The sequence below is a fragment of the Nonomuraea salmonea genome, from assembly GCF_042428605.1.
Lineage (GTDB): Bacteria > Actinomycetota > Actinomycetes > Streptosporangiales > Streptosporangiaceae > Nonomuraea > Nonomuraea salmonea.
Window position 1 is genome coordinate 98,092 of record NZ_JBHMCF010000037.1, and the last position, 13,422, is coordinate 111,513.

Consider the following 13,422-nt stretch of genomic DNA (forward strand, 5'->3'; position numbering starts at 1 on the left):
ATGGTTCACAGCGCGCGCAGGTACGCCAGGCCGTCCACGGCCAGGGCGTCCTGGCTGCGCGCGAGCGGCCGCCAGATGGAGGCCGCGGTGGCGATGCTCCGGTTGTGCGCGGTGAACGACTCGATGACGAGCGGGCCCTGATAGCCCACCTGGCGCAGGGCCTGCGTGAAGCCGGGCCAGTCGAACCGGTCGGCGCCCGGCGTGCCGCGGTCGGTGCCGCACACCTGGACGTGCGCGAGGCGGTCGGCCGCGGCCAGGACGGCCAGGGCGGGGTCCTTCTCCTCGATGTTCAGGTGGTAGACGTCGAGTGCCAGGTGGCAGTCCTCCGGCAACGTCTCGAGCGCCTGCTCGACGGTGTTGACGAGGCTGGTCTCGTACCGGTTGAGCGGCTCGACCGCGAGTTTCACGCCGCGCCCGGCGGCGTGGTCCAGGACGGGGCGCAGGTTCTCGCGCAGCTCGGCGCCGGCCTTCCCGCGCTCGTACGGCGACAGCCGCCACGTGCGGCCGACCGACGCGTACGCCGGCCCCGCGACCACCGGCGACCCGACGGTCACCGCCACGTCGACGCAGTGCCGCAGGTAGTCCTGGGTGTCGCGGACGGTCCGCGGGGAGGCGGCCACGAGCTCGCGTCCCGGCGGCATGACCAGCACCACGGACGCGGCCAGCCCGTGCTCGGCCAGCACCGCGGCGGCCTTGTCCGGGTCCCAGTCGCCGGGCCGCTCGACGGGCAGCTCGATGACGTCGAAGCCCCACCGGGCGATGCGGGGGGCGAGCCTGGCCAGGTCGTCGTCGGTCAGCGGGGAGACCCAGACCCAGGTGTTCACTCCGATGGAGAACATGGCGTCCCTCTTCGTCGTCGTTCGCGGGGGGGAGCGGTCAGCTCCGCTTCCCGCCCCAGTCCTCCGGGAAGCCGGGCAGGTCCTCACAGCCGCACAGCGCGTAGTGCAGGGGCGGCATGCCGGGCTTGAGGTGGGCATTCAGGGTGTCGGCGGTGACCTTCGGCTGCGGCAGGTTCCACGTCTCGGGCACCTCCTGGCCCTTGAGGATCCTCAGCGCGGCGATGACGGGGGTGCGCCACTGGTAGGTGGGGTACGTGGGTGCGACGGCGGTGAGGCCGGCGTCCTTCCACTTCTGCAGGAAGTCCTGCTGGTCCTCGCCGCTGATCGGCGGCACCGGCACGCCGGCGTCCTCGAACGCCTCGATCGCGGCCACGGCCGTGGCGCCCGCGTCCATCCAGACGCCGTCGATGGTGCCGTGCCGCTGGATGTAGTCGCCGACGATGCTCTTGGTCTTGGCGGCGTCGCCGTCGGTGAACTCCACGCCCACCACCTGGACGCGGCTGTCGTCGAAGACCACCTTCGCCGCCGACCAGCGGGTCTCCAGCACGTCCACGCCGGGCAGGATGCGCAGCGCCAGCACCTTCCCGCCGGCCGGCACCTTCTCGGCGAGGAACTCGGCGGCGTCGGCGCCGAAGGCGTAGCCGCCGATGGGCTTGATGAACGTCACCGGGCAGCCGGTCCGCACGCCCCGGTCGAACACGATGACGGGCACCTTCTCGCAGGCGGCCGCCACGGCGGGGGTGAGCGTGGCGGTGGTGTTCGGCGAGACGATCAGCGCGTCGCAGCCCTTGTCCTGCAGCTCGGCGATGTCGGAGATCTGCTTGTCGTCCTTGCCCTCGGCGTCCAGCACGGTGAACGTCTCGATCTCGTCGTGCAGGCCCACCTCGGCCTGCATGGTCTTCCAGCCGACCTGGCGCCAGGGGTTGTCGACCGCCGCGTTGGAGAAGCACAGGTGGTAGGGCCCGTCCTTCTTGTACCGGGTCGTGTCGACCATCTTCGGGGCGATGGCCTGCTCCCACGGCTTGTCCGCGGGGCCCTCCGGCTCCTGGGAGCGCATGGCCAGCTGAGCGTCGAAGTCGGCCTGAACGAAGAACGCCGACTGCGCGCCCGTGCCTGAGCCCTGGGTGCTTTCGGCGGACGCCTCCGAGGTGGTGGTGGCGGCCGGCTTGTCGACGGTGCAGGCGGCGGTGCAGGCGACCGCGAGGGCGCCGGCCGCCATGAGCGCGGCGGCTGCGGCCTTAGGGCGCGGCATGTGCGTCTCCTCTTGACGGGAAGGGTTTCCTGGGGAGCCGGACGGCTCCTGCCGCGACCGCGGCGATGATGATGACGCCCTGCACGGTGGACTCCAGTGCCCCCGAGATCCCGTACAGGTTGAGCAGGGTGAACAGCGCCTCCAGCGTGCAGGCCCCGGCCATGGCGGCGACCACGGAGCCGCGCCCGCCGCCCAGCGCCACGCCGCCGAGCACGACCGCGGTGATGGCGGAGAACTCCAGCCCCTGCCCCACCTGCGCCGAGACCCCGGCGAACCCGCCGAGCAGGACGGCCGCGACCGCCGCCGACAGGCCGGAGAGCATGAACGCGTAGATCTTGACCCGGTCGACCCGGACGCCGGACAGCGCGGCGGCGCGCGCGTTGTCGCCGGTGGCCACCAGCGTCCTGCCGAAGCGGGCGCGCGTGAGCGCGATCGCCGCCGCGCCCGCGGCCAGCAGGATCAGCACCGACCACGGCACCGGCCCGAACCCGCCGCGGCCGAACGCGCGGAAGCCCTCCGACAGCGCGCCACGTGGCGCGCCGCCGGTCCAGAGGAAGACCGCCCCGCTGAGGACGAGCAGCATGCCGAGCGTCACAATGAACGACGGCACCCGCAGCTTGGTGGTGAGCAGGCCGTTGACCAGGCCGACGAGCAGCCCGGCGACGAGCAGCAGGGCGAGGACCGGCCAGGTGGCGGACTCCTCGCCGTCGATGAGCCGGGCGGCGATCACCACCTCGGCCGTCACCAGCGAGCCGACCGACAGGTCGAACTCACCGGAGACGATGACGAAGTACTGCCCCGCGGCGAGGATCACCAGCGGCGCGGCCCGCTTGAGCAACGCCAGGAACCCGGCCGGCTCCAGGAACAGCGGGTTGGCGACCGCGATCGCGACCAGCAGGGCCGCGAGGACGGTGAGGATGGGCAGCGCTCGTCTCATGTCACCCGCCTGGTGCCACGCCGGGCATAGACGGCCACCGCGACGACGATGACCGCGCCGCGGACCACGTCCTTGGCGAAGGAGTCGACTTCGAGCTGGTTGAACAGGGTGTCCAGGACGGCCAGCAGCAGCACCCCGCCGACCGTTCCCGCGACGCCGCCCCTGCCGCCGGCCAGCGCGGTCCCGCCGAGCACGACCGCGGCGATGGACTCCAGGTCGTACCCGCCGTCGGGGCCCACCGTGGGCGCTCCCGCCCCGAGCCTGGCGGCCAGCAGCAGGCCCGCGACGCCGGCGCAGAGCGAGCAGAGCACGTGGGTGATCACGATGACGCGGGACGTGCGGATCCCGGACAGCCGGGCGACGTCCTCGCCGCCGCCCACCGCGTAGATCCGGTGGCCCAGCCGGGTCCGCGCCAGCAGGACCCAGGCCGCCACCGCCACGCCCGCCCAGAGCATGGCCGAGACGGGGACGGGTCCGGCGCGCGCGTAGCCGAGGAGCTGGAACGACTCGGGCACCTCGCCGGCCGGGCCGTCGTACAGGTGGTCGACGACGCCCTTGATGATCAGGCCGACGCCGAGCGTGGCGATGAAGGCGTGCACCCGGAGCCGGGTGATGACCAGCCCGTTGACCAGCCCCACCAGCGCGCTGACGGCCAGCACGGCGGCGCAGGCCGCGACGACGTTGCCGCTCTGGCCCGCCATGACCTCCGCCGCGACCAGCGAGGTCAGGCTGATGAGGTACGCCACCGACAGGTCGAGCGAGCCGGCCAGGATCGCCAGCGTCTGCCCGATCGCCACGATGCCGAGGGCCGCGGAGCGCTGCTGGATGCCGACGACGCTCTCCAGGGTGAGGAACCGGCCGCCGTCGAGCGCGACGATGAGCCAGCCGGCCGCGAGCAGGGCGAACAGGGCGAGGAACACCACGCGCGCGGGATCGCGCAGGTGCCCGGCCAAACCGCCGCCGGTGCGGCCGGTGCGGGCGAGCAGGTCCATTCAGGCCACCTCGCCCGCGGCCAGGCGCATGACGGCCTCCTCGGAGGCACCGGCCGGCAGCGTGCCCGCGACGCGGCCGTCGCGCAGCACGACGATGCGGTCGCTCATGCCGATGAGCTCGGGCAGCTCGGACGAGATCATCATGATGGCCGTGCCGTCGCCGGCCAGGTCGCGCATGAGGTCGTGGATCGCGGCCTTGGCCCCGACGTCCACGCCCCGCGTCGGTTCGTCGAACAGCAGCACCCGTGGCGCCATCGTCAGCCACTTGACGAGCACGACCTTCTGCTGGTTGCCGCCGGACAGGTAGCGGACCTCCCGGTGCGGGGGCGGCAGGCGCACCCGGTCGAGCAGGCCGCTCATCAGGGTGCTGTTCCCGCCGCCGGTCGCGCGGGCGGCGAGCAGGACGTTGTCGCGTACGGACTGGCCCAGCGCGAGCCCCTCGGCCTTGCGGTCCTCGGTCACGAGCCCGATGCCGTGAGCCATGGCCTCGCGGACCGAGCGCGGGCGCGCGGGGCTCATCTCGCCCGTGGTGAACGGCTCCGCGCCGAAGATCGCCTTGGCCAGCTCCGTCCTGCCGGACCCCTGCAGGCCCGCGACGCCGACGATCTCCCCGGCGCGCAGCTCCAGATCGATGTCGCGCAGCTGGTGGTTGCCCGCCCCGCGCAGGCTGAGGCGTACCTCGCCGGCGCCCGCCGAGCGGGGCGGGTAGTAGGTGCCGAGGTCGCGGCCCACCATGAGGCGGATCAGCTCGTCACGGGTCACCTCGCCGGCGGGGACCGTGGTGACGCGGGCGCCGTCCTTGAGCACGGTGACCCGGTCGGCGAGGTCGAGCACCTCGCGTAATCGGTGGGAGATGTACATGACGGCGACGCCGCGCTCGCGCAGCCGCCGGATCAGCCGGTAGAGCAGCGCGACCTCGTGCTCGGCGAGCGCCGCGCTGGGCTCGTCCATGACGAGGAGCCGGGCGTGCACCGACAGCGCCTTGACGATCTCGACGATCTGCTGCTGGGCGACCGGCAGGCGCTTGACGGTGGCGCGGGGGCCGATCTGGGTTTCCCCCAGCTCGTCGAGGAGCGCGGCGGTGGCCCGCTCCATGGCGGCGCGGTCGACCAGGCCGCGCCTGACGGGCTCGCGGCCGAGGAACACGTTCTCGGCGACCGTGCGTTCTGGCAGCAGGTTGAACTCCTGGTGGATGATCGCGATGCCGGCGCGCTGCGCCTCCAGCGGGTGGGCGAAGGAGACGGGCCGGCCGTCGACCTCGATCACGCCCTCGTCCGGCGCGTGCACCCCGCAGATGATCTTCATGAGGGTGGACTTGCCCGCGCCGTTCTCGCCGACGACGGCGTGCACCTCGCCGGCCTTCGCCTCCAGGTCCACCCCGGACAGCACCCGCACGCCCAGGAAGCTCTTGCCGATGCCGCGCAGCCTCAGCACCGGGCCGCCTGCCTGGTCGTGCGGGTGGTGGATCGTGTCCTCATGCTCCTCCTGACGGGGACCCCGGATGGTGGCCTGGACCGCTTCAGGTGCGGGTCCAGCGCTGGTTGGTGCCGCCGTGGCAGGACCAGATGTGCACCTTGCTGCCGTTGGCGGTGCCGTAGCCGCTGACGTCCAGGCACTTGTTCGCTCCTACGGCGGTGATCGTGCCGTCGGCGTTCAGACGCCACTTCTGGTTGTTCTGGCCGTTGCAGCTCCAGGTGATGACCGCCGCGCCGTCGGCCGTGCTGCCGCCGTTGACGTCCAGGCACCGGTTGCCGTGCACCCGCAGCTCGCCCGCGGCAGTCGGGGTCCACTGCTGGTTCGCCTGGCCGTTGCAGTCCCAGATCTGCATCTGCGTGGCGCCGGCGTCCAGGCAGCGGTTCGAGCCCACGCCGCGCAGCGCGGTCGCGCCGCCCGGGGCGCCGGTCAGTTCCTTGATGCGGATGTCGCGGAAGGACACGACGTCGCCGGGGCCGTGGTTCTGGATGCCGATGTGGCCCTGCTGGAGCGAGCGGGCCGGGTCGGCGTTGGTGAAATCGTTGATCTTGGTGCCGTTGAGGAAGACCTGCAGCCGCTCGCCCTCGACCAGCAGCTCGTAGGTGTTCCATTGGCCCGGCGGGTTGAGCGCGGCGTCGCGGGCGGCGAGGTCGGCGGCCTGGAAGCCGTAGACGGCCCCGGTCGTCCTGTCGGCGGCGTCGGTCGCGTCGATCTGCACCTCGTACCCGGTGTCGAGCGCCGTGGCCGGGTCGGTGGTCGCCGGGAATCCGATGATGACGCCGGAGTTGGAGTCGCCGGTCAGCTTCCAGTCGAGCTTGAGCGAGTAGGAGCCGAACTCCTTGGTGTCGTACCACAGCATGCCCATGCCGCCCTCGGAGGTCAGCGTGGCGTTGCCGCTGGTGAAGGAGCCGGGGCCGGCCTGCGACCAGCCCGCGGTGGAGCCGTTGTAGAGGGCCGTGTAGCCGGTCTCGGGGCGGCAGTCGGCGTTGACGGCGCCGGCCGCGTACCGGATGCCGCCGAGCAGCAGCGCGCGGAAGTCCGGGTCGGCGTACGACTCCTGGGTGTGCCCGAGCCCGGTGTAGAACGCACGGCCGGACGCCTGCGTGCGGCACCACGTGATCGGGTGGTCGCCCATGCTGCCGCCGCTGTAGCTGCTCTCGTCGAGGCTCTGCAGCACCCGGACGTTCTGGCGGGGGTTGGTGCGGTAGTTGTACCACTCGTCGGTGCGGGTCCAGGCCGGCCCGAGGTGCGCGGTCGCGGCGTGCGCCCGGTCCTCGTTGCGGACGGTGGCCTGCTGGATCGCCGGGTGGCTGCTGAACCAGGCGCCCATCAGCTGCCCGTAGTAGGGCCAGTTGTACTCGGTGTCGGCCGCCGCGTGCACTCCGACGTAGCCGCCTCCGCCGTCCACGTACGCCTCGAAGGCGGCCTGCTGGCTGCTGTTGAGCACGTCGCCGGTGGTGCTGAGGAAGACGACCGCCTGGTACTGGGCCAGGTTGCCGGTGGTGAAGGCGGCGGAGTCCTCGGTGGCGTCCACGTCGAAGTCGCCCGCGCCGCCGAGGTCGCGGATGGCCTGGATGCCGGCGGGGATGGCGTCGTGCCGGAAGCCGGCCGTCTTGGAGAAGACCAGCACCTTGAAGGCGGCTGCCTCGGCCGGGACGGCGTGGACGGCCATCGCCGCCGCCGCGGTGATCGCCACCGCCGCGGCCGACAGGCGTTTCAGCAAGGGGATCGGTTGACGCAGCATGGGGGGTCCTTTCAGACGCGGGTCCAGCGCTGGTTGTTTCCTCCGCCGCAGGTCCAGATGCGCGCCTTGGTGCCGCCCGCGGTGGCGGCGACGTCCAGGCACTTGTTCGCTCCTACGGCGGTGATCGTGCCGTCGGCGTTCAGACGCCACTTCTGGTTGCTCTGGCCGTTGCAGTCCCAGATGATCACCGCGGTGCCGTCGGCCGTGCCGGCGCCGTTCACGTCCAGGCACTTCCCGCCGTAGACCCGCAGCTCGCCGCTGGAGGTAGCGGTCCACTGCTGGTTCGCCTGGCCGTTGCAGTCCCAGATCTGCACCGCAGCGCCGTTGGCCTGTGAGGCGCCGTCCACGTCCAGGCAGCGGTTCGAGCCCACGCCGCGCAACGCGCTCGTGCCGCCGGGGTCGCCGGAATCGCCGGTGGACAGGGTGAAGGCGTCCACGTCGAACAGGTAGCCCTGCCCTGTCGGGCCGCGGAAGACGAGGGAGAGCGTCGTGGTCCCGGCCGGCGCGCCGCTGAGCGCGGCCGAGACGTCGGTGAAGGTGTCCCAGCCGCCGGTGCTCGTCACGGTCGCGGTGCCGAGCAGCGTGCCCGTCGCCGAGCCGGCCCGCACCTCGATCCTGCCGCCCGCGCCCGCCGAGGACACGCGGGCGGTGAACCGCGTCGCGCCCGCGAGCTGGTACGGCTGGAAGGAGATCCAGTCGCCGTCGTCGATGAAGCCGGCCGTCACTCCGCCTTCCGCGGTGGCGTGCTCGGCCGTCTGGATGCCCTGGTGGGCGCCGAAGTGCTCCGCCTGGCGGTGCCGCGGCTGCAGGGTGCGGGCGCTGGTGGAGGTGAGGCCGCCGCCGTCGGTGTACGACGCCTCGAAGACGCCGTAGATGTTGGCCGCGGCGTCGTGCTCGCCGTCCACGGGCACCGCGATGGAGCCCGTGCAGCCGCTCGTGGAGGTGATCTGGTGCCGGTGGCTGTCGTGGCCGAGGAAGTAGGCGACGGTGACCTCGTCGCAGTCGATCGTGCCGTCCTCGGGGTCGCTGACGGTGACCTGGAAGGGCACGGTGTCGCCGAAGGAGAACAGCCGCCCGTCGGCCGGGGTGGTGAGGGTGACGGTGGGCGCGGTGTTGCCGACGGTCACGATCAGGCTCGCCGTGCCGGTCAGCCCCTGCGGGTCGCGGACCGTGAGCGTCACCGTGTAGGTGCCCTCCGTGGTGTAGGTCCTGGTCGGGTTCGCCGCCGTGGAGGTGGCGCCGTCGCCGAAGTCCCACGCGTACGTCAGCGCGCCGCCCTCCGGGTCGGAGCTGCCCGCGGAGGAGAAGGCCACCGTGAGCGGCGCCGGCCCTGACGTCTTGTCGGCGGACGCCTTGGCGATCGGGTTGCGGTCGGCGTCGCCGATGTACTCGATGCGGTAGAGGGCCTGGTTGTTGGCGCCGGTGCCGTAGTCGAGGACGTACAGGGCGCCGTCGGGGCCGAAGGCCATGTCCATGACCTGCGTCCCCGACCAGGGAAAGGCGGCGATCTCGCCGTACCCGCCGTCCTGCTCGACCTCGATCGCCTTGATCCAGCGGCGGCCGTACTCACCGGCGAAGAAGCGCCCGTCGAGCGAGGAGGGGAACTTGACGGCCGAGTTCAGATCGGGGTCGTAGCGGTAGACGGGGCCGCCCATGGGCGACTCCGCGCCGGAGCCGAACTCGGGCGGGCTGCCGGCGTCGCCCGCGTACCGGATCCAGGCGGGTTGCGCCGGGGGCAGCGTGGTCCGGCCGGTGTTGCGGAAGGAGTCGTTCGTCGGCCCGCCCGCGCAGTTGTACTTCGGGCCGGTGCTGTTGGTGGCGAAGTTCCACGCGTTGTAGGTCTCCGTGGTGGTGTTCGTGCCCGTGCAGTACGGCCATCCGTAGTTGCCCGGGCCGGTGACGCGGTTGAACTCCACCTGCCCGCTGGGCCCGCGGCTGGAGTTGGTGACGCCGGCGTCGGGCCCGTAGTCGCCGAGGTAGACGACGCCGGTCGCCTTGTCCACGCTCATCCTGAACGGGTTGCGGAAGCCCATCGCGTAGATCTCCGGCCGGGTGTTCGCGGTGCCCGGCGGGAACATGTTGCCGCCGGGGATGGTGTAGCTCCCGTCGGGCTGGGGTGTGATGCGCAGCAGCTTGCCGCGCAGGTCGTTGGTGTTGGCGGCGGAGCGCTGGGCGTCGTACTGCGGGTTGCGGTTGGTGCGCTCGTCCAGCGGGGAGTAGCCGCTCGACTCGAACGGGTTGGTGTCGTCCCCGGTGGTGAGGTAGAGGTTGCCGGCGGCGTCGAAGTCGATGTCGCCGCCCACGTGGCAGCACTGGCCGCGGTCGTTCGGCACCCGCAGGACCACCTTCTCGCTGCTCATGTCGAGGGTGTCGTCCGCGTTGAGGGTGAAGCGGGACAGGTGCAGCTCGCCCTTCCACTGGTCGAACTGGGACTGCGTGCCCGTGCTCGGCGCGTCGCCGCCGGGGGTGTTGAGCCGCGGCGAGTAGTAGAGCCAGATGTGCCGGTTGGAGGCGAAGCCGGGGTCGGCCGCGACGCCCTGCAGGCCCTCCTCGTCGTGGGTGTAGACGTTGAGCCGGCCGGCCACCTTCGTGGTGCCCGCGGCGTTGGTGACGCGTACCGTGCCGTCGCGTGCCGTGTGCACCACCGACCGGTTCGGCAGCACGGCCAGGGACATCGCCTCGCCCAGCTCGGAGCCGCCCGAGGCGAGGGACACCTGCTGGTAGTCGGAGGCCGGGATGTCGGCGGCGGCCGGGGTGGCGCCGAAGGTGAGCGCTGCGGGGGTGATGAGCGCCAGCGTGGTCAGCAGCGTGAGCCACGGGTGTCGGGACATGGTGTTCTCTCCTGCGGCACTTCGGGGGATGGTGTCAGGCGCGGGACCACTGCTGGTTGGTGCCGCCGTGGCAGGTCCAGATGTGCACCTTGCTGCCGTTGGCGGTGCCGTAGCCGCTGACGTCCAGGCACTTGTTCGCTCCTACGGCGGTGATCGTGCCGTCGGCGTTCAGACGCCACTTCTGGTTGTTCTGGCCGTTGCAGTCCCAGATGATCACCGCGGTGCCGTCGGCCGTGCCGGCGCCGTTCACGTCCAGGCATTTCCCGCCGTAGACCTGCAGCTCGCCGCTGGAGGTAGCGGTCCACTGCTGGTTGCTCTGGCCGTTGCAGTCCCAGATCTGCACCTGCGCGCCGTTCGTCTGCGAGGCGCCGTTGACGTCCAGGCAGCGGTTCGAGCCCACGCCGCGCAGCGCGGTCGCGTCGGCCGGGCCGTCCGAGCCTTCGGGGCCGGCGGCGGCGATCACGGCCTGGGCTCCGGACGGCCAGGCGCCGTTGGTGACGGTGACGTTGCTGTTCACCACGTTGCCGCGGTCGCCGTTGGTGACGTTGGTGCTGCCGTTGGTCGACCAGTTGCCGGTGACGGTGAAGTTGCCCATGTTCTCGCCGTACCAGTAGTTGGCGGTGGCCCAGGTGCCGGTGTCGGCCAGGACGTTGTTCCTGACCGTGTAGTACCGGGAGCCCTCGTCGAAGTAGATGCCGAACCAGCCGTTCGTCCGCCGGCAGTGGTTGCCGCTGATCACCGCGCCCGGGTTCCACGACAGCGTGTAGATGCAGCCGCCGTCGGTCATCTGCCGCATGACGTCGTGCACGTAGTTGCCGACGAGCCGGTTGCCCGATGCGGTGGTGGGCGTGGTGTAGCGGGGCTGGAAGTCGTACAGGCCGCGCTGGGCGTAGTGGTCGCTGCCGCCCGGCTCATTGGCGCCCCAGCCGTACCCGATCGACATGCCGGTGTAGGGCAGGTTGTAGACCTCGTTGTGGGAGACGTCGGTGCCGGTGACGTACGTGGTCAGGACCGAGACGATGCCCCGGTGGTCGAGGCCGAGGTCGTGGATGCGGTTGTGGCTGACGGTGATGTTCCTGTTGACCATCCGCTGGTCGCTCGGGTGGTGGGCGTCGGCGCGGACGCCGCCGGCCACGATGCCGCCGGCCGCGCTGTGGGCGATCTCCGACCGGGTGACCGTGATGTCGGAGGCGCCGAGGCCGACCCCGCTGGCGTGGGCGTTGGCGTCGTTGCCGATGCCGATGGCCGTCTGTCCCAGGTTGACGAAGCGCGAGCCGGTGAAGGTGATGGTGTTCGCGGCGGAGACCTGGACGGCGGCGGGCGACTGGAACCAGTGCGGCCGGGTCGCCTCGAACTCGCGGCAGCCCTGGTGGCAGGCGCTGAAGGCGGGCCGGTTCCAGTCGCCGGCGATGTAGGCGCCGGTCTGCTGGTCCACGTAGCCCTGGTCCCTGCCCGGTCCGAGCCAGCTCGTGCCGGTGAAGGTGATCCCGCTGAACGTGATGTGGTGCGCGGGCGCGCCGTAGGTGCCGCCGACGTGCACCAGCGACTGCAGCACCGGCAGCTCCACGCTCACCCCGGCCATGTCCTGCCCGGGGAGCGGGATGTAGGACAGGGCGCCGGTCGCGGGGTTCAGGTGCCACTCCCCCGGTGTGTCGAGGAACTCGTAGGCGTTGACCAGGTAGAGCGGGCCCGCCCGGTGCGGGCTGGTGAAGGTGTCGTAGCCGAAGTTGTTGTTGCTCCAGGCGGGCTGCCGCATCGTGATGAGGTTGCCGCTGATGCTCTGCACCGGGGCGTACCGGTCGGTGAACGAGCCGACGCTCTCCATCTCGACCCTGCCCGGGTCGGCGAGGTTGTTCAGGTAGCCGAGCGCGCTGCTGGTGAACCTCATCCCGGCGCTGCTCGCGGTGAAGTCGGAGCGGTTGACGGCGGTGCGGGCCCGGGTGGCGAGCGCCCCGTCCACGTACAGCTGCCGGGTGTCGCTGCCGGCGGCGACGGCGGCGCGCCAGATGTTCCTGCCGGGGTCGGCCAGTGTCCAGCCGGTGACCGGGCGGGCTCCGCTGATGACCGGGACGGCGCCCTCGGCGGCCTGCCACCTGACGGTGTGGCCGTTGGCGCCGGAGTCGGCGGCGGTCAGCCGGAGCGGCGCGGACAGCCGGTACACGCCGCCGGCCAGCTCCACGACGATGTCGCCTGACATGCCGGCGGTCCGCTCTCTGACCGCCTCCTGGGCCGCGGCCAGTGAGCACGGCTGGGCGGAGGTGCAGGCGGTGCCGGTGCCGGCGGGTGCGGCGTACAGGGTCGTGGTGTCGGCGAGCGCCGGAGGGGCGGGAGCGAGGAGGGCGAACGCCGCGATGAGGAGGCCGACCAGGGGGAGTCTCGGCGAGGGTAAGGGCACGGTTCGTTCCTTCGGGGGGTAGGGACGCCCACTCATTACCTGCGGATCTCGGTGACCCGTCAAGAAACTAAGCGGGCCTATTCACGTCGGTCGCTCAGCTGTAGTGCGTTCACCTGCGCGGATTTCACCGGCTCCGCAATGAACGTTTCATATGTGTCGTACTTATCCGGCATCGGTCATACTCAGGCAGAAGCGGCGAGGAAGGAGCACGGTGACCGACACCCCCCGCGAGAGCGGATACCGGCCGGGCTACGAGGTGGCGGCCGAGCAGGTGCTGGAGCTGATCGTCCGGCTCGGCCTGCGTCCGGGCGACCGCATGCCGACCGAGCACGAGCTGGCCGGGCAGCTCGGCACCAGCCGGACCGTGGTGCGCGAGGCGGTGAAGATCCTCTCCGCGCTCGGCCGCGTACGCGCCCAGAAGGGCCGCGGCCTGTACGTGGCCGACGACGAGGGCATGCTCGGCACCGGCCGCTGGGGCTCCTTCTTCCTGCCGACCGACCTCGACCACGTCTACAGCCTGTTCGAGTTCCGCCGGGCGCAGGAGATGGAGACCAGCCGGCTGGCCGCCCGCCGGGCCACCCCGGCCGAGCTGCGGGCCATCGAAGAGGCGGCCGGCCGCTGCCGCGAGGGCTTCGAGACGGGGCGCGAGGAGCTGTTCAACGAGGGCGACGACGCCTTCCACACCGCCCTCGCCGCCGCGTCGCACAACATGTTCCTGCAGGTGGCCGTGCGTGAGGCGCGCCGGCTGCAGGCGCAGTCGAGCCTGATCGGCCTGCGCGGCTCGGTGGGCGGGCACGCCGCGAAGGCCGTCGAGGAGCACGACGCGATCTGGCAGGCCATCCGCGCCGGCGATCCCGAGGCGGCCGCGCAGGCCGCGGCCGCCCACATCGACAACACGCTCGACGACTACCGCAGGGAGATCCAGCAGCGCCTGTTCTCCTCCCGCTGAGCTCGCCCGG

At 71.9% G+C, this 13,422-nt stretch carries 9 protein-coding genes; 1 reads left to right on the forward strand and 8 read right to left on the reverse strand.

The window, feature by feature from the left end; translation table 11 throughout:
* Window positions 1-5 precede the first annotated feature (5 nt).
* The 8 genes from ACFFR3_RS31920 to ACFFR3_RS31955 form a co-directional block, all read right to left on the reverse strand.
* Window positions 6-839 (reverse strand): sugar phosphate isomerase/epimerase family protein, encoded by an 834-nt coding sequence (locus ACFFR3_RS31920; RefSeq protein ID WP_364380745.1) that lies wholly within the window; start codon window positions 837-839, stop codon window positions 6-8.
* A 37-nt stretch (window positions 840-876) separates the two neighbouring features.
* On the reverse strand, window positions 877-2,091 hold the full coding sequence (locus ACFFR3_RS31925) for a substrate-binding domain-containing protein (RefSeq protein WP_364380748.1): 1,215 nt from the start codon (window positions 2,089-2,091) through the stop codon (window positions 877-879).
* Window positions 2,078-3,028 (reverse strand): ABC transporter permease, encoded by a 951-nt coding sequence (locus tag ACFFR3_RS31930; protein WP_364380751.1) that lies wholly within the window; start codon window positions 3,026-3,028, stop codon window positions 2,078-2,080. The genes ACFFR3_RS31925 and ACFFR3_RS31930 overlap by 14 nt, the downstream gene beginning before the upstream one ends.
* Window positions 3,025-4,020, reverse strand: coding sequence for an ABC transporter permease (locus ACFFR3_RS31935; RefSeq protein WP_345408947.1), 996 nt, complete (start codon window positions 4,018-4,020; stop codon window positions 3,025-3,027). Before ACFFR3_RS31935 ends, ACFFR3_RS31930 begins: the two co-directional genes overlap by 4 nt.
* Complete coding sequence (locus ACFFR3_RS31940) at window positions 4,021-5,454, reverse strand: sugar ABC transporter ATP-binding protein (RefSeq protein ID WP_379484348.1); 1,434 nt, start codon at window positions 5,452-5,454, stop codon at window positions 4,021-4,023.
* A gap of 85 nt (window positions 5,455-5,539) precedes the next feature.
* Window positions 5,540-7,237, reverse strand: coding sequence for a ThuA domain-containing protein (locus ACFFR3_RS31945; RefSeq protein WP_345408949.1), 1,698 nt, complete (start codon window positions 7,235-7,237; stop codon window positions 5,540-5,542).
* Between the two features lie 11 nt (window positions 7,238-7,248).
* Window positions 7,249-10,068 (reverse strand): PQQ-dependent sugar dehydrogenase, encoded by a 2,820-nt coding sequence (locus ACFFR3_RS31950; RefSeq protein WP_379484349.1) that lies wholly within the window; start codon window positions 10,066-10,068, stop codon window positions 7,249-7,251.
* A 34-nt stretch (window positions 10,069-10,102) separates the two neighbouring features.
* Window positions 10,103-12,463 carry an RICIN domain-containing protein gene (locus ACFFR3_RS31955; protein WP_345408954.1) on the reverse strand — a complete coding sequence of 787 codons (2,361 nt, stop codon included), beginning with the start codon at window positions 12,461-12,463 and terminating at the stop codon, window positions 10,103-10,105.
* Between the two features lie 211 nt (window positions 12,464-12,674).
* Between ACFFR3_RS31955 and ACFFR3_RS31960 the strand changes: the two genes are divergently transcribed.
* A complete protein-coding gene (locus ACFFR3_RS31960) occupies window positions 12,675-13,412 on the forward strand; it encodes a FadR/GntR family transcriptional regulator (protein ID WP_345408956.1) in 738 nt (245 codons plus the stop codon).
* Window positions 13,413-13,422 lie beyond the last annotated feature (10 nt).